A 17,890-nucleotide genomic window follows, 5' to 3' on the forward strand; every position below is an offset into this window, starting at 1 on the left:
CCTTTCCTTATATTCTTAGCTTATTTTGAAGAAAATTTTTCAATGATAAATGGTACAAAGTCTGTCATCGGCACTTCAGTTTGTGCTGCTGTGGCCAACTCTTTAACCAAAACCTGTTGTGCCGCTGCCTCACGTTCGCCGAAAATCAGAGCATACAATGCACCTGATTGATCAGCTTTTTTCATTTGGCTCTTCATTGAACCTTGTGATCCAACTTTCAAGCGAATATTACTACTCATAGCCTCAAGCTGATCACGAACCTGTTCAGCAAAAATCATTGCTTTGCTTTGAGCAGCAGGATCTGACAATAAAAAGATGTCGCAATCACGCACAGGCGTAGAATCTTCTAATTGTTCAAGCAGCAACAAAAGACGTTCCATACCCATCGCAAAACCAACAGCTGGAACAGATTGATCTGCTTTACCTTTCAGTTGCCCCACAAGACCATCGTAACGACCGCCTGCACACACTGTTCCTTGTGAACCTAAATGTGTTGTGGTCCATTCAAATACTGTTTTGTTGTAATAATCTAGACCACGAACCAGTTTTTGATTAATGACAAACTTAATTCCTGCATCGTTCAAATACTGCTGTAATTGCGCGAAATGACTCATGGTATCTTCACCCATAAAATCATGCAATTTCGGTGCATTTTCTAGAATTTTTTGTGTACGCGCATCTTTAGAATCTAAAATACGTAAAGGATTAGTGTCTAAACGACGCTGCGAATCTTCATCCAAATCCGCTTTATGCAACATTAAAAATTCAACCAATGCCGCACGATATTCAGCACGTTCTTCAGATTCACCTAAAGTGTTGAGTTCTAGTTGAACTTTATCTGCCACACCCATACGTTTCCACAAACGTGCAGTCATCAGAATCAACTCTGCATCCATATCTGGCGTTGCTACACCAAAGGTTTCTACACCAAATTGATGAAACTGACGATAACGCCCTTTCTGCGGTTTTTCATAACGGAACATTGGGCCGATATACCACACACGAGGTGTTGCACCGCGAAGTAAGTTGTGTTCAAGCATGGCACGAACACAACCAGCTGTTCCTTCTGGGCGTAACGTCAAGGACTCAGGTGGATTACCTTTGTCCAAAAAGGTGTACATTTCTTTTTCAACGATATCTGTTGCGTCACCAATTGAACGTTTGAATAAGTTAGTTTGCTCAACGATGGGCAAGCGAATCTGTTGATAACCATAAGCGTCCATAATGGATGCCAAATGTTGCTCAAGACGTCTCCACGCTGCTGTTTGCGTTGGGAGGATGTCATTAAAACCTTTAATTGCGACGATTGAACTCATGACTTACTCAAAAACTTGTGCGAATAATTTCTTTTGACTTGGCTTCTTCAATCTCGATAACACGTTGACGAACCATATTTTCAATTTCATCAACCAATTGATTAGTATCAATTAAATGACTTTTTTCACCATTACGATACACCAGTGAACGTGGACTTGCACCCACTACACCAATATCCGCTTCTTTGGCTTCGCCTGGACCATTCACTTTACAGCCAATGACCGATACATCCATTGGGGTACGAATATCTTCTAAACGCTCTTCTAAAGCTTGCATCACTTTAATCACGTTGAATTCTTGACGTGAACAGCTTGGGCAAGCAATAAAATTAATCCCGTTAGAACGAAGACTAAGTGATTTTAAAATATCAAAACCAATCTTAATCTCTTCTTCGGGTTCAGCTGCCAATGAAATACGCATGGTGTCGCCAATGCCTTCCATCAACAGACCGCCCAAAGCAATTGCAGATTTAACAGAACCCGTCCGATAAATACCCGCTTCAGTGACACCCAAATGTAACGGATTATCAATCTGTGCGGACAATAAACGGTAAGCATCCATGGTTAAAAACACATTTGAAGCTTTCACCGATATTTTAAATTCTTGATAATTCAATCGATCCAAAATATCAATATGACGCATCGCTGATTCTAGCAATGCCGCGCCAGTGGGTTCGCCATATTTCTTTTGAATGTCTTTTTCGAGTGAACCTGCATTGACCCCGATACGCATCGAAATGTCATGATGTTTTGCTGCAGCAACCACTTCACGAATCTTCGCTTCAGAACCAATATTGCCGGGATTAATACGTAAACAATCTGCACCGGCATCGGCAACTGCTAAAGCAATCTTATAATCAAAATGAATATCGGCAACCAAAGGCACAGAAACACGTTTACGAATTTCACCAAATGCGATTGCAGCCTCCATCGATGGAACTGAAACACGCATGATATCCGCACCCACTTCGGCGCAACGCTCAATCTGAGCAACGGTTGCATCCACATCACAGGTTTCAGTATTGGTCATACTTTGGATGCTGATGGGCGCATCACCGCCTACATAGACTGAACCTACACGAATTTTTCGAGTCGGACGGCGCTTAATCGGATTTTCAATCATGATTATTGCTCTTCTCTGTAGCCATTAACGTGACAAACGGAAATCTGCTTTACCATTGACGGTATAAGGTGACAATCCAATTTCTTCATTATTTAAAGTCAGTGAAACAGCTGATGCATCATCAAGACGAATTTGGAAAGGTGTTTCACCATTTAGTGTTACGCTAGCGGCTTGACGACCCGTTGCCAAAACTTTACCCGTCGAATCGACAATATGAATAGACGTAGGACGCTTAAAATCAAGTTGCAATTGATCGCCGGATACAACCGTTGAATTATCTAAACTCAATACTTGAACATCTGACTCAGCAGGCGTAATTTCTGTTTCATTTGTTGTACTGGACGACCAGTTTTGTATTGCCATCACAGCAATCGCAATCGCCAACAATACTGCAAATCCAACCACTAAACGCTTGAACCACTTTTTATTGCGATCGCTATTCGAGCCTGGCAACTTCCCCATAATTTTAATTGGAGAATTATTTAAAGCATGGTTGGGTAGTAACCCAGTATCATTTTGATAGATCTCATCAAAGCGCTGAATGATACTGCTGGCATCGACTTTAAGATATTTCGCGTAAGTCCGATAATAACCTTTAATAAAAGTCGCTTCAGGCAATGACTTATAATCATCCTGCTCTAAAGCAGTCAAAGTTTTTACAGGAATGCTTAAATCACTGGCAGCGTCACTTAATTCACGCTGTTGTGCAATTCGCACTTGACGCAAGTACTCACCTGGACGCTGAATATTTCCTAATGCACTGGATACTGCACTTGAACTCGATTGCTGTGAATTCGGATTTACTTCCATACGGCCTCAGTACTGTACTGTAATTGCAGATAACGTTGGTATTCTGGACTCTCTGGGAATAATGCACGTAATTGATTCACAAGTACCTGCATACCCATTTTGTCACTATTTGCCCGTGCAATTCGGATACCAATCCAAAGAGCCCGCGCACCTTGATTTTTCTGACCTACCCCACGCGCAAACTGTTCATACAGCTGTGTCGCAGCAGCGGTCTGTTGTTTCAAATAAAAAATCTCTGACAACTCTAACATTGAAATATAAGAATCACGATTGGCTTGTAAAGCTTGTTTGAATGATTTTTCAGCATTCGCAACATCGCCTATTTTTAAATAAATCCGACCGACATTTTCCAAAGCTCGAAAGCGCTGATCATAACCTAATGTTGTACCTGCAACATTCAGTTGTTCAATCGCTTCATTATAGCGTTCAGTTTGATACAAATAAGTACCATAGTTGTTACGAGCTTGTGCATTTTTGGGGTCTGCAGAAATTGCACGCTTAAAATAAGCATCTGCTTTATCCATACTCACTTTACTGCCTTCTTGTTGCAGTAAAATCCCCATCATCATATTTGCGGCTGAATCTCTCGACTCAATTTCGAGTGCCTGATCTAAAGCCCGCTTTGCGGAATCTAAATCACCCGTTTTAATATATTCGGCTGCCAACTGAGTTCGAACCTGAATGGCTTTTTCAGGATCTTTTTTGCCTAATGTACTTTGAGTTTGACAAGCAGCCATCAAAATAGCAGATACACCAATACTGGTCAGAACAGCAACTTTGTTTATGGGCTTTCTCAACTGGCATCCCCTGTTATTATCCTTGAGAGCGCATGATCTCATTTTGCTGCGCCACTTTCTTTTTCCACTGTTCAGCACGACGTGTGCGATCAGCCACTTGTCCGACTAACTGGCCACACGCAGCATCGATATCATCACCACGTGTCTGACGAATCGTACACACAAATCCAGCATCAGACAAAGTTTTTTGGAAAGAAATAATTCGGTTACGGCTTGAACGGCCATAAGGTGCATGTGGAAAAGGATTAAACGGAATTAAATTAATCTTGCTAGGTAAGTTTTTTAATAATTTAATCATTTGCTGTGCGTGTTCAGGATGATCATTCACCCCATCTAACATGACATATTCAATAGTGACATGTTTACGTGAACTTTCATTACCATCTTTGGTGATATAACGCTGACAAGCAGCAATCAATTGTTCAAGTGGATATTTCTTATTGATAGGAACCAATTCATTCCGTAGTTCATCATTCGGTGCATGCAATGAAATAGCCAAAGCGACGTCAATATCTTTCACCAATTGATCAATTTTAGGCACCACGCCTGAAGTTGATAACGTTACACGACGTTTAGACATACCATATGCGAAATCATCGAGCATAATACGCATTGAACTGAGCACTGCGTCATAGTTCAATAAAGGCTCGCCCATGCCCATCATTACCACATTGGTCACTGAACGCTCACGCTCAGCCACAGGCACATCTTCCATATAGGAGTAGTTCGCAACCCACAATTGACCAATGATTTCGTCAGGAGTTAAATCACGTTGAAAGCCTTGTTTACCTGTTGAGCAAAATGAACAATCCAGCGCACAACCCACTTGTGAAGAAATACACAAGGTACGACGCAAACCACTTCGATGTTCTGCTGGAATCAGTACAGTTTCAACCAATGAACCGTCACCATCACCCACACGGAAAACCCACTTACGGGTACCATCTTTAGAATATTCACGATGCACCACTTCTGGCGCTTTCACTTCAGAAATTTTTTCTAATTTTTCACGTAGTTTTCCTGAAATATTGGTCATTTCAGCAAAATCAGTGACAAAGAACTGATGAATCCATTTCATAATTTGCCCAGCACGAAATTTCTTTTCACCTAAATCTTCAAAGAATTTTTCGAGTTGCGGACGTGACATGCCGAGTAAATTCACTTTTTCCACAGCATTCTGTAGTTTGGGTGCAGCAGGAGATTGTTGCTGTTCATCAACAGTTGCAGATGAAGCGGCCACTTCAGTACTCATGTGTATTACCTAGATCATGTCAAAAACGAAAGGAAGAAGCTCAATAAACAAGCAAATAAATAGGATAAGAATAAAAAAACCAGATAAGTATAATAACACTTATCTGGTTTGAATACTTCGAATTAACGAGTACGCGGAGCAATCTCAGTTTGAGCGAAGAAGTAGTTAACTTCACGATCAGCTGATGCTACAGAGTCAGAACCGTGAGCAGCATTTTCATCGATGCTTACAGCAAAATCTGCACGGATAGTACCAGGAGCAGCTTCTTTAGGATTCGTTGCACCAAGAATTTCACGGTGTGCAAGAACTGCATTTTCGCCTTCAAGAACTGAAACAACTACAGGGCCAGAAGTCATGAATGCAACAAGATCAGCAAAGAAACCACGTTCTTTGTGCTCAGCGTAGAAGCCTTCAGCTTCAGCTTGAGTCAAATGTTTCATTTTAGTAGCAACAATTTTAAGACCCGCTTTTTCAAAACGAGCAAAAATGTCACCGATGTTGTTTTTAGCAACTGCATCTGGTTTTACGATAGATAAAGCACGTTCGATAGCCATGATAGGCTCCTTATGTCAATTTGACGAGAAAATTTTGCCGCATTATACCGAGATAATCAGCAAGTATCAGCTTTTCATATGTAAAAAATGAGATTTTTCGATAGAGAACTTAACGAACTTCGTCAATCCATGCCATTTGAATCCCTTCTAAAAGACCTTCAGTCGATTTTGTAGGATCATCTTGAAATTCTGGTAAGGCACATACCCATGCATGTAAGTCAGTAAAGCGTATCCATTGTGGATCAACTTCCGGATGAGCTTCTGAAAGCTCAATTGCGATATCAATTGTGTCAGTCCAACGTAAACCCATAGGTATTCCCAAGTGCTAAATATATGCACGGTTATACTGAAGCAAATTGCTCAAATCTAAAAATCTTTTTTCAATTTTTAATCTCTATTTTATAATACTATATTTAAAAATGGTGCGGTCGCAATAATTGTGCTGGCCACCATCGCCCCAATCAGCGCCCCAATCAGTACATCGCTTGGATAATGCAAACCGAGAACCATACGTGAAAGTGCCACCAAAATAGTAAAAGGCAACATTAGAATCAGTAACATTGGTTGAATATAACCCACCACTGTACTCACCATGACAGCGTGTAAAGTATGTCCTGAAGGAAAACTAAAATGATCGAGTGGCTGTTCATGCAAACAAATGACCTGATGTACTTGATAAGGTCGAGGTCGTGTGGTTTTTTGTTTTAAAATTTTATAAATACCCGTCCCAACAAGACCACTCATCATGACATAACTAATTTGTACAATATAAAATAAGCCTTCTAAAACCCAAAGACTCAGCAACATCACCCCCCAAAATAAACCATCACCCAAACGACTGATGCCTTTAAAAAAATGAATGACTGCTTGTGATTTTGAAAAATGGTTGAGGTATAAACAGCCTTTTAAGTCGAGATCTAGTATTGTTATTTTTGCTTTTTTAAAACTCATCATGATACTCCTTAAGCTTTGGCTTAAAATTTAAGATGTCATGTGCATCTCCATAGCGACGCCATATAAAGCTTGTTCAAATTGATGTACAGGATATTGCCAACCCACGTGTTGCACATTTTTTCGCGCTTGAATACCCATTTGCTTTAATTGCCCATTATCGGGTAACTGATACATCGATTGAATCAAACCACTGATATTTCCCAATGGGCTGAGCCAGCCCGTTTCACCTTGCTTTACATGTAAATGCGCACAGGCATAATTATACGCAATGATCGGCAAACCACTTGCCATGGCCTCTAGTACCACATTGCCAAAAGTTTCAACCTGACTTGCAAAAACAAAAATGTTGGCACTGGCATAGGCTTGAGCCAACTTTAAACCCGTTAAAGTGCCTGTAAAAATAACGTCCTGTCCTTGAGCGATCATTTCTAAATGAATGCGTTCTGGGCCATCCCCCACAATCACCAATTTTATATTAGTTTTATTGATTCGCCGCATTGCGATATAGGCATTGATTAAAACATCTATTTCTTTTTCAGGAGATAATCGCCCCACATAGAGCAAAACTTTTGTATCCGAATTTACACCCCATTGCTGACGCAAATTTTGTGAATAATGATCCGGAGAAAATTGTTCAATATCGACACCACGCCCAACAATCACCAACGGACACGATACACCCAACTGTCTTAAAATAACTTCTGTGTCTTTACTCGGAATACAGGTCATTTGGGTATTGTTGTGAAACCAACGTAAATAACGCTGGATCGGTTTAACCATAAAAGCCAAATCAAAAGAACGGCTAAACTCCTGAAAGGGAGAGTGAAAACCACTTGAAACAGGAATTTTTTTTGAGTTGGCAGCCTGTAATACTGCTAACCCCAATGGTCCTTCCGTCACTATATGCACAACATCTGGACTAAATTTTTCTAGTGCTTGAGAGACTTTTAAAAATTGTGGCCAACCAAACTGCAAACTTGGATATTTAGGGATTGATTGTGCTTTAACCAAGCATTCTCTATTCGGTGAAAACTCATGACACTTATGCTTTTGTTCAGGTCGAATGAGTAAAATTTTATGACCTTGTTTTTGTAGACCTTTACAGAGTTGCAGCAAAGACAATGCAACGCCATTAATTTCAGGTGGCCAAGTTTCAGTCACAATGGCGATTTTTAATCTTGGGCGAACCAAATCTTTTAAATCTTGAAGATGATCAGCTGCATGTTCTTGCTTTTTTTGCTTAAAATAAAACTGAAAGCTTTCAGGAAAATCTTGTTGTTTGAGCAGGCTGGTCGCATACAAAGTTGTCATACAACACCTATATCGTTATTTTAAACTGAGTGTAGATGTTGTTTCTTTCAATTTGATGATTTTTATATGACATTTTCTTGACATATATTTTGAATATAAAACACGTTGTAATGCAAAAGCCTTTTTGAAGCTGCATTTAAGTTAAATCGGGTTTCCACCACGTAAATATTTCTTCACAACCATTATTCAATTAAAACATCAGGTTAATATACAAATTATCCTTATAGACACCTGCAGGTGTCATCGCCGTTGGACGTTCCATCAATTGCACCAACACTACAAATTTATTTTGATTGGTCGCAGGCTGTGAAATTGGCGAATTCCAGCGTGATGCAGTAGCACCACTAATATTCATTTGTGTTCTAAGTTTGTAGTTTTTTTCATTGGATAGATAACTACTGCCTGTCGAATTGGTTAAATTGCGTGAGTTAAATTGAATCGCATATCGACTGTCACAGGCAACTGAAAACGAGGTAGCGGCCTGACTTAAATACGATGAATTTAAATTTAATTGTGTCGCGGTTAAACGCTCAATTTGACATTGTTTGGCATATACCAACGATATCTGACCCAGACACAATAGGAATAACAAGATTTTCATTTTCATGGTCTTACTCCACTTATTTACAACTCAAATCGAGCGGTGCTAAGTTCTCTTGAGCTGGACTATCTGTCACTTTCAGCTCCGCTAAACAAGTCCGCGATTCTTTGGTTTTAATCTGTAACGGATAAGTGCCTGGAATAAGCCCATACAAAGTCACTGTACCGTCGGTAGACACAGGATAAACTTCATCCTCTTCCCCATTTTTAATATAAACCTCGGAGCCTGGTGCAAATAATTGCTGATTTACATCCAACAACCTTAAGGTCACTTGTTTCGCATGATAGATCGGAAAATTAAGAACATAACCACGTTGATTTAATGCGGTTAGCTTTTGGCTGGAATATGGAATTTTATCTTCAACAGGTAATTGATTTTCATCAAATGCAATATCATATTTAACGTAAGGAATAATATCGTGAACAAAGGCATAACCTTTTTTATTGGTTTTATCGACATAGGTTAAAGATCTTAAAATATCAATATCTTTATAATCACCTACATGAACCAATGAAAAGGCATTATCAACAATTTTGGTAAAACTCAGTTTATTGCCTAACCACACCACGGCACCACGATAATTTAATTGAGATTCATGATTTTCTTCACTCTGTACATGATAAAAATCAAGGTCGCCAACATTGGTTTTAACCACGCCATTCACGTTATACATGGTTTCATCACTACGACGATTGACACCCACCGAGTAATCAAACCCAACTTGATTAGAATCATATTTAACCAATTGTAAATTGGTATTTTGATCAGCAGACTGACTAAAATAAACTGCTTTATCATCGAAACTATAACTTAATGATAAGATGCCACCCGAATCTTTACGTTCACCAAAGGCATTAAAATAACTGAGACCAAATGATACTCTAGGCCCAAAATTTCGATTAAATCCAACATTCACAACTTTTTGGGTATTCTGCGAAAACTCTGGATTATCATAATATTTTTGTTCAGCATAGTTAATATTGATATTATGTAAATAAGGTACATCGGTCATACCAAAATATGCCAAGTTTTCAAATTTTGGATAATTAAATGCATTTTCTAAATCATCACCCAGAAATTTAAAATCTCTTTCCGTATATTTAGAACTGGCACCTATTGAAAAACGCCCAAAATCTTTACTCGCGGACAAACCATAAGAATAGTTAAATTGATTGTCCTTATCATGTGAAGCTAAAACAACACTATCGAGAATAAAAATATTTTTGATGGCTTGAGTCCACAACACACCCACATTTTGTATATCCTGACTATAAGAAATATTGGTACCGAGTGTGGTCGAATTTGAAATCCCTTTTCGATAATAGCCACTTGCAAAAAAATCACGATAATCACTACTATCCAAATTATAGTTATAGCGCAATTTCCCTAAGGCCACATTATATTCACTTAAGTCGGGACGTAATAAACGATTGGTCACCATAATCGGAAAACTTTGTACACTTCGATTTCCCAATACATCTTCTACTACTATTTGTGCATTTCCCGCCTGCTGAATTTGCGCTCCTGTCTGTAAGTTATAATCACCTGGACTCACCTTTTGACTATAAATATTCACCCCATTAATAAATAAGTCTACTGTGGATGGAATACGTGCACTCCCCTGTAGTGTCGGCATATTCCAGTACACAAAATTCGGCCGCTCCGTGAAATTGGTTCCCCAATTTAAACCAGCGAAACGCAAAGAATTGATTAATGGATTATAGGCAGTGGTGCTGTCACCTACCGTTAAGCGTGTCATTTTTGCTGGGAATTCAAACTCGACACTACTGCTTAATCTGACCACGCGCTCATCTGTAGGTGTATTTTGATAAAGCATTGAATTTTTTAGTATCCAATAGTTTTTAAAAATACCCAACTCAACCAAACTGCTATAAGAGTTGTTTGAATTACTGTTGGCATAGACAAAATCATAATTTATAAAACCACCCAAACTGGCTTTTTGAGGAATGACATTTGCCGTTAAACTATTTAAATTGGTTTGAAAAAAATGTGTAGGTATGGTGAGTTTAATTGCTTGTGATGACTGATCAAAAACAGATTGTATTTCACCATTACTGACTAAACAATAATTTGGACGTGCAGATAATTTTTTAAGCTGAGTAATATCAATTTGTCGTTCTGTTAATAAATTACATTCAATATAATAAAGCTGACCATCGGTTAACAAAGTGATATCAGTATTATGATCAAGCTCATTAATCCATAGATTAGCAATATTTTCTTCTAAAATATTTTCACTTGCATTCACTTGTAGTGCAAAAAAAATATTAATAAAGATTAATATTTTTATTCGTGTATTCATAATAATTACCCCACATCAATTTAATCCGATAATTTAAGCTCCACCATATCGTCGTTCTTGTCCGTAAATAACTGAACATAATATTTATTAGGATTGGTTATTTGACTACTACTTAAATCATAAGACAGACTTTTATTGGCCAATAAATAATTCATTGTTTCACTTTTAAAGACTTCTTTTTTATTGGCATCTACTATTTTTAAATTACTGATTTGAATATGTGAGTTGGCCTTATTGGTTGCAATTAATTTATTCTTATCAATATTAAATTTTATTTTAATATTTTCTTGTTTACCCACAAACAAAGGTAAATTAAAACTCATGAGAAAATTGACTGAAGATTCTTTTACCGCTTGTGGAATTTCATCAATCATGATTCTCCACGTACCTTCTTGCTGTCCATTTAATACCGATTCAATCGGTCGATTAAATCCAACACGTACAGTTTGTTTTCCGTTGGGTTGTAAAATAAAATTTTTGGGATTAATGATTAAACTATTATCTGGCTCAAGTACATTTTCTCCATTATCTTTTTGAGTCCATTTAAAGGCTTTAATTTCGAATATTCTTTTTTCAGCTTCATCTTTAGATTCTAATGTGACCGTGGTACTTTTTTGCTTGCCCTGATTTAAGATATACATTTGTACAGGATCAACTGAAACGCCAGCTTGTGTTCCTGACACATAACATATCGAAGAAATTAAAAAAGCGATTATTTTTTTCATGTCTTCACCTTCTTTTTTATAATTCTTAGCATTGCATTTAAAAAAAACCTAACCCGACACGATGATCAAGTTAGGTTTTATAACAGCATTAATAGAACACTTTGATACGATAAGTGTCAGTATATGTACCCGCGCGTTGGAATGCACTCACAGCAGAGTTATTCACTGAAACGGTATAAACATCATCCGCTAGACCGTTGTGATTTGAATTACCCCATGGGATAGCCCCACCGCCTGCTTTAGTTGTACCGATTGTAGTTGATACACGTACACTACTATCATCTTCATGTTTGACATAAGTACTCGCAGAAGTACCTGTGTTTGCTGTTTGAATATTCAAGGTATAATGCGTATTACTTCTAACGGTATAGTTTGAGGTTTTGGCACCCCCATCTTTACTTAAAGTAATTGCTGATCCCCCTAAAATTTCACATTTTTTAGGTATTTCTAATTTAATTGGAATATCTTTTTCACAACCTAAAGTTGTACAGTTGCCCCAATTATAACCACCACCTCTTGCTGCTTCATCCTCTGCATAAACGCCTGTTGAACAAACACCGAGTACTAAGACTGCTAACGCAGCTTGTGTCATATTATTCATGGTCTTCTCCATTTCTTTATAAAAAAGAATATGCATTTGTAAGAGTTTTAACGATTACCCTGTTAACTCTTTGTTCCGTGAGTAATCTTGTGTAACCGTTAAGCCATCTTAAGATGCTTGATCAAAAAAAACACAATAGCGATATTATTCACAATATATTTATTAACTATTTATATTTACTTACAAATACTCAAAGTTATTTATTTTTATCAAGTTTTTTTATATAAATTTGAACTCAATTTAGGAGTTTTCAAATATTAAAAAATATCTGAATCAAAACCCCAGATAACATAAAGCAAAACAATATATAGAAGTTTGATTTTATTGATTTTTTTAAAAAAAATATCACTTACACAAACGTCCATTAAAGTTACTTAACTTACAAAACTATGCAATTTAATTCATATTTAATAGAAATAATGTGACTTTGTTATCATTTTTATAATATTTTTCAATAAATTTATCATTTTTTGTTATTTTGTTGAAATTAATCAAATTATTCTTAATTTTGAAAAAATCCTTTTAAAATCAATAGAAAATAAAATTTTTTATCTAAAATCATATTCAACTTTAATTACTCAAGGCGATTTAACAAACCATCTGTTACCTGATAGATTTGCCCATTTCCAAAATCAATTTGTTTTTTTTCGCCATGCAAGCTTGGAAAGCCAACAATATTTTCAAGTTGAGGTGAACGTTGGAATTGACCTGTTTTAGGGTTATACATCCAATAAATAAACCGTTTATCTTCCACTTTATATGTATTTGAAATATCAGATAAAACTACATCATAGTAACCATCAAAATTGATATCCATATAGCCGATACTTTTAGGATAAGCATCAAAATTGGTCAGGCTTTGCACTACTTTATGATCTAATTTGTTAATCACATCAACTTGCTTTAAGCGATCAGTTACAGCTAAATTGATATTTTTTAAACCATAAAATTTAAAGACAAAGCGTAGTTTTTCAGCAGCTTTAAATGCGGGTTCAAATTGGATTGGCGTTTTCAATGAACTGTGCAAAGCACTGAATGTAGACGCCATATTTCCAGTATTGGCATCTAAATGCCCACTAAGCTGATATTGCTCAGATGAAGCGGAATCACCATTCACTTTGACAGATTTTAAATGAAGTTGATCTGCTTTTTGCGAACCTTTAAAAGCCACCACATTCTGATCTCTCAAATCATAAAGCGTGCCATGTGGATTCCAAATGCCTGCGTATAAATCAAGGAAATAACGACCTTCAACAGAACGTAACATGCGCTGCATAGAAACACGTACATTACTAAGCGGCTCAAATTTTGCACTATTTGTAGACTCTTGAGACCAAGCTACAGAAGAAAAAGAAAATACACTTATACTTATTAATAATTTTATATTCATTGTTCAATACATCCAATTATGCGGAATATAAAATAATGTATCATAAAAAAAGCCACTCATTTGAGCGGCTTTTTTCTTATCGTTTACCAAAGTAAAAACTTAGTTTTTCTCTTTATCTACGATTTTGTTTGCTTGAATCCAAGGCATCATAGAACGAAGTTTATTACCCGTTACTTCGATCCCATGTTCAGCATTTTGACGGCGACGCGCAGTCATAGATGGATAATTCAATGCACCTTCTTGAATGAACATTTTTGCATATTCACCCGATTGGATGCGCTTAAGTGCATTACGCATTGCTTCACGAGACTGTTCGTTAATAACTTCAGTACCCGTTACATACTCACCATATTCAGCATTGTTTGATACTGAATAATTCATGTCCGCAATACCGCCTTCGAACATTAAATCAACAATTAATTTAAGTTCATGTAAGCATTCGAAATATGCCATCTCTGGTGAATAACCTGCTTCAACCAAAGTTTCATAACCCATTTTAACCAATTCAACTGCACCACCACAAAGTACTGCTTGCTCACCAAAAAGGTCAGTTTCAGTTTCTTCACGGAATGAAGTTTCGATAATACCAGTACGACCACCACCTACGCCTGAAGCGTAAGAAAGCGCGACATTACGCGCATTACCAGACGCATCTTGGTGAATGGCGATTAAGTCAGGAACACCAGAACCACGTTGGAATTCTGAACGTACTGTATGTCCTGGTGCTTTAGGTGCAACCATAATCACATCTAAGTCAGCACGTGGCACAACTTGGTTATAAAGAACCGAGAAACCGTGTGCAAATGCTAAAGTCGCACCTTGCTTGATATTTGGTTCAATCACATCACGATAAAGTTGTGATTGAAACTCATCTGGTGTCAAAATCATCACAACGTCAGCTTGAGCAACTGCAGCAGGAACTTCAGCAACTTTAAGACCTGAATTTTCAGCTTTCTTCCAAGAAGTAGAGTTGGCACGTAAACCTACAGTTACGTCAACACCTGAGTCTTTAAGGTTAAGCGCATGTGCATGACCTTGTGAACCGTAACCAATAATGGCTACTTTTTTAGCTTGGATGATAGATAAGTCACAGTCTTTATCATAAAAAATTTGCATTGCTGTCTCCGCTTAAATGCTTTTGTGTTCTTTCAAACTTAATCAACTAAGACTAAGCTCCCCCTTTCCTTGATTTAAGAAGGGGATGAATTGGGAATATAAAATTAAACTGTTAAAACTTTTTCGCCACGTGCGATGCCTGAAACACCTGAACGCACCACTTCAAGAATGGTATTTTCAGCCAGAGCATCAATAAAACCATCCAGTTTTTCGGTGGTTCCTGCAATTTGAATTGTATAAGTTGTTGGTGAAACATCTACGATCTGAGCACGGAAAATATCTGCTGTGCGCTTAATTTCAGCACGTGATGAACCCAATGATTTGACTTTAATCAACATCAACTCACGTTCAATGTGCGCCCCTTCAGACAAATCCACCACTTTAACCACTTCAACCAATTTATTCAGTTGTTTGGTAATTTGCTCAATTTTATGATCATCACCATACGTGGTTAGCGTAAGACGTGACATGGTCGAATCTTCGGTAGGCGCAACATTTAAAGTTTCAATGTTATAACCACGCTGAGAAAACAAACCCACCAAACGTGAAAGCGCACCTGCCTCATTTTCTACAAGTACAGAGATAATATGTCTCATGCTGTACGCTCCCCTTTTCCTAACCACATATCCTGCATAGACTGACCTGCAATCAGCATTGGATAAACATGTTCTGTACGGTCAACCATCACATTAATGAACACGCACTTATCATTAATCGCCATCGCTTCTTCAAGCTTAGATTCCAGCTCATCTGCATGATCAATTTGAATACCCACATGCCCATAAGCTTCCATGAGTTTGGCAAAATCAGGCAATGAATCGATATAAGAACTTGAGTGACGTCCTTCATAGTTCATATCTTGCCACTGTTTTACCATACCCAAGGCTTGGTTATTCAAGCATAAAATTTTCACATTTAAGCCATATTGCTTACATGTTGATAATTCTTGGATACACATCTGAATAGACGCTTCACCTGTAATACATACTACTTGCTGATCTGGAAAGGCCAGCTTGGCTGCCATGGCATAAGGTAAACCAACACCCATCGTGCCTAGACCGCCCGAGTTAATCCATTGGCGTGGACGCTTATAGGTATAGTAATTAGCACCAAACATTTGATGCTGACCGACATCGGAAGTAATAATAGCTTCACTTTTTGTAATGCGATCTAATGCTTGAACCACTTGTTGTGGTTTCATTACACCATTAACGCCTGCTTCATAACGTAATCCATGAACCTTGCGCCATTCATTGATCTGTGACCACCATGCCGCAATTGCTTCCGGATTTGGTTTTGAAACATTCATTTGTTTCAACTGTACTAACATTTCTTGCAGTACAGGTTCAACTGCACCCACGATTGGAATGTGGGCCATAATCGTTTTTGAAATCGTCGCTGGGTCGATATCAATATGAATCACTTTGGCATTTGGACAAAATTTTGCAGGGTTGTTGGTGACACGGTCATCGAAGCGAGCCCCAATACACAAAATCACATCTGCATTGTGCATGGTCATATTGGCTTCATACGTACCATGCATGCCCAACATACCAATGAATTGCTCATCATCTCCAGGGAAAGCACCCAAACCCATTAAAGTATTGGTGACTGGATAATTTAACAGATGTGCAAGCTCAGTCAGTAGTTCAGAAGCATTACCTTGAACCACACCACCACCTGAATAGATGATAGGACGTTCAGCACTAATTAATTCTTCAATCGCTTTACGAATTTGACCCGAATGACCACGGTGCGGTGGCTGATATGAACGCATCTTTACTTTTTCAGGATATTCGTAAGCAAACTTGTCCACAGGATTCGTCACATCTTTTGGAATATCGACAACCACAGGACCTGGACGGCCTGAAGCTGCAATATAGAAGGCTTTTTTAATAATCCCAGGAATTTCACTCGCATGACGTACTTGAAAACTATGTTTTACAATCGGACGAGAAACACCGACCATATCAGTTTCTTGGAATGCATCTTCGCCAATTAAATGTGAAGCAACCTGACCAGACAAAATCACCATTGGGATTGAGTCCATATAGGCTGTTGCAATAGGCGTTACTGTATTGGTGGCACCAGGGCCAGATGTGACGAGAACAACGCCCGTCTTACCTGTAACACGTGAATATGCATCTGCCATATGACCAGCAGCTTGCTCATGACGTACAAGGTAATGATTGATTTTTTCTTGTTGAAAGAGCGCATCATAAATATGAAGTACTGCGCCGCCTGGATACCCAAAAACATGTTCAACGCCTTCGTCCGCTAATGCGCGAACAAGCATTTCACCACCAGATAAAAGTTCCAACGTGATTCACCCTAATATTTTTTCACTGTGTTATGGGAGACATAAACAGTGATTCATTCATTTAATTGTGCGCTCTGTTATAGCACACATATTTCATAGTTTTCGCAGCAATAGGAAAAAAATCTGGTCTGTTTGCTGTTTGAGCAAAATGAGACCTCAAACGTATTGGGATAAATACATTTGGTTGTTTACTCTGTTCACTTTCTCGGCTAGAGAGAGTGCCCATTGCATGACATGATATTTATTCGAAGGGTGATCAAATAAATACATATAAAACTACAGTGAGCATTTTTGTGGTTTCGACTGTTAAAGTCAAGTTGAAAGATTGGCTTTTTTTTGTTTATTTACAAGCTTGTGGTTTTTTAGATTAAATCCTTTGCTTTTAAAATGTTCATGAAGTTATATTTTGCTAGAAAAACCAAGCACTTCGCTAAGTCCAAGAAATTATTAATAAAAAAATATTATATATTGAATAAGTTATTCTCATCAATTTTTAGAATTGATTGAATAGTTTAAAATAGACATGGTTACAATTGATCAAGCATTAAACAACACCATTATAGAAGACGGTTTAAGTTTTTAATTCTATGATCATTAAAGATTAAGGCAAGAACATTATCGTTTGGATAAAAAACCTGTTGCTTGTGACTGCTTTTTATTCGCTTATTCTTTCTGCTCTTTAATCAAAAACAGATAA

The 17,890-nt window shown here is 37.7% G+C and carries 17 protein-coding genes; all 17 read right to left on the minus strand.

Translation table 11 applies throughout. The annotated features are described in order from the left end of the window. Positions 1–20: 20 nt before the first annotated feature. The 17 genes from hisS to GA0116959_RS03185 all read right to left on the minus strand — a co-directional run bounded on the left by hisS (position 21) and on the right by GA0116959_RS03185 (position 17,193). Complete coding sequence (gene hisS / locus GA0116959_RS03105; protein ID WP_092718297.1) at positions 21–1,316, minus strand: histidine--tRNA ligase; 1,296 nt, start codon at positions 1,314–1,316, stop codon at positions 21–23. 7 nt (positions 1,317–1,323) lie between these two features. After that, positions 1,324–2,439 carry a flavodoxin-dependent (E)-4-hydroxy-3-methylbut-2-enyl-diphosphate synthase gene (ispG, locus tag GA0116959_RS03110; RefSeq protein ID WP_053578782.1) on the minus strand — a complete coding sequence of 372 codons (1,116 nt, stop codon included), beginning with the start codon at positions 2,437–2,439 and terminating at the stop codon, positions 1,324–1,326. 24 nt (positions 2,440–2,463) lie between these two features. Continuing rightward, on the minus strand, positions 2,464–3,249 hold the full coding sequence (locus GA0116959_RS03115; protein WP_092718299.1) for a helix-turn-helix domain-containing protein: 786 nt from the start codon (positions 3,247–3,249) through the stop codon (positions 2,464–2,466). Continuing rightward, positions 3,240–3,986, minus strand: a complete 747-nt coding sequence (gene pilW / locus GA0116959_RS03120; RefSeq protein ID WP_228137553.1) for a type IV pilus biogenesis/stability protein PilW — start codon at positions 3,984–3,986, stop codon at positions 3,240–3,242. Before pilW ends, GA0116959_RS03115 begins: the two co-directional genes overlap by 10 nt. A 76-nt stretch (positions 3,987–4,062) precedes the next feature. Continuing rightward, positions 4,063–5,298 carry a dual-specificity RNA methyltransferase RlmN gene (gene rlmN / locus GA0116959_RS03125; RefSeq protein WP_053578785.1) on the minus strand — a complete coding sequence of 412 codons (1,236 nt, stop codon included), beginning with the start codon at positions 5,296–5,298 and terminating at the stop codon, positions 4,063–4,065. Positions 5,299–5,420: 122 nt separating this feature from the next. After that, positions 5,421–5,852: a nucleoside-diphosphate kinase gene (ndk, locus tag GA0116959_RS03130; RefSeq protein WP_053578786.1), complete on the minus strand. Its 432-nt coding sequence runs from the start codon at positions 5,850–5,852 to the stop codon at positions 5,421–5,423. 109 nt (positions 5,853–5,961) lie between these two features. Next, positions 5,962–6,162, minus strand: coding sequence for a Fe-S cluster assembly protein IscX (gene iscX, locus GA0116959_RS03135; RefSeq protein WP_092718302.1), 201 nt, complete (start codon positions 6,160–6,162; stop codon positions 5,962–5,964). A gap of 89 nt (positions 6,163–6,251) precedes the next feature. Further along, entirely contained in the window at positions 6,252–6,803 is a 552-nt protein-coding gene (locus GA0116959_RS03140; protein WP_092718305.1) for a phosphatase PAP2 family protein, read from the minus strand. Between the two features lie 30 nt (positions 6,804–6,833). Beyond that, positions 6,834–8,117, minus strand: a complete 1,284-nt coding sequence (locus tag GA0116959_RS03145; protein ID WP_092718307.1) for a glycosyltransferase family 4 protein — start codon at positions 8,115–8,117, stop codon at positions 6,834–6,836. Between the two features lie 190 nt (positions 8,118–8,307). Beyond that, the gene (locus GA0116959_RS03150; protein ID WP_053578790.1) at positions 8,308–8,724 is read right to left on the minus strand and encodes a hypothetical protein; all 417 of its coding nucleotides are present in this window, start codon (positions 8,722–8,724) and stop codon (positions 8,308–8,310) included. Positions 8,725–8,737: 13 nt separating this feature from the next. Next, positions 8,738–11,041 carry a fimbria/pilus outer membrane usher protein gene (locus GA0116959_RS03155; protein ID WP_092718310.1) on the minus strand — a complete coding sequence of 768 codons (2,304 nt, stop codon included), beginning with the start codon at positions 11,039–11,041 and terminating at the stop codon, positions 8,738–8,740. Between the two features lie 20 nt (positions 11,042–11,061). Beyond that, positions 11,062–11,766 carry a fimbrial biogenesis chaperone gene (locus GA0116959_RS03160; protein WP_092718313.1) on the minus strand — a complete coding sequence of 235 codons (705 nt, stop codon included), beginning with the start codon at positions 11,764–11,766 and terminating at the stop codon, positions 11,062–11,064. An 88-nt stretch (positions 11,767–11,854) separates the two neighbouring features. Then, entirely contained in the window at positions 11,855–12,367 is a 513-nt protein-coding gene (locus GA0116959_RS03165; protein WP_092718315.1) for a hypothetical protein, read from the minus strand. Between the two features lie 574 nt (positions 12,368–12,941). Beyond that, the gene (locus tag GA0116959_RS03170) at positions 12,942–13,757 is read right to left on the minus strand and encodes an XAC2610-related protein (RefSeq protein ID WP_092718318.1); all 816 of its coding nucleotides are present in this window, start codon (positions 13,755–13,757) and stop codon (positions 12,942–12,944) included. Between the two features lie 99 nt (positions 13,758–13,856). After that, on the minus strand, positions 13,857–14,873 hold the full coding sequence (gene ilvC, locus GA0116959_RS03175) for a ketol-acid reductoisomerase (RefSeq protein WP_053578795.1): 1,017 nt from the start codon (positions 14,871–14,873) through the stop codon (positions 13,857–13,859). 104 nt (positions 14,874–14,977) lie between these two features. Beyond that, positions 14,978–15,469 carry an acetolactate synthase small subunit gene (gene ilvN, locus GA0116959_RS03180; RefSeq protein WP_053578796.1) on the minus strand — a complete coding sequence of 164 codons (492 nt, stop codon included), beginning with the start codon at positions 15,467–15,469 and terminating at the stop codon, positions 14,978–14,980. After that, the gene (locus GA0116959_RS03185) at positions 15,466–17,193 is read right to left on the minus strand and encodes an acetolactate synthase 3 large subunit (RefSeq protein WP_053578797.1); all 1,728 of its coding nucleotides are present in this window, start codon (positions 17,191–17,193) and stop codon (positions 15,466–15,468) included. Before GA0116959_RS03185 ends, ilvN begins: the two co-directional genes overlap by 4 nt. Positions 17,194–17,890: the final 697 nt, after the last annotated feature.

It is taken from the genome of Acinetobacter albensis (genome assembly GCF_900095025.1).
Classification (GTDB): Bacteria; Pseudomonadota; Gammaproteobacteria; order Pseudomonadales; family Moraxellaceae; genus Acinetobacter; species Acinetobacter albensis.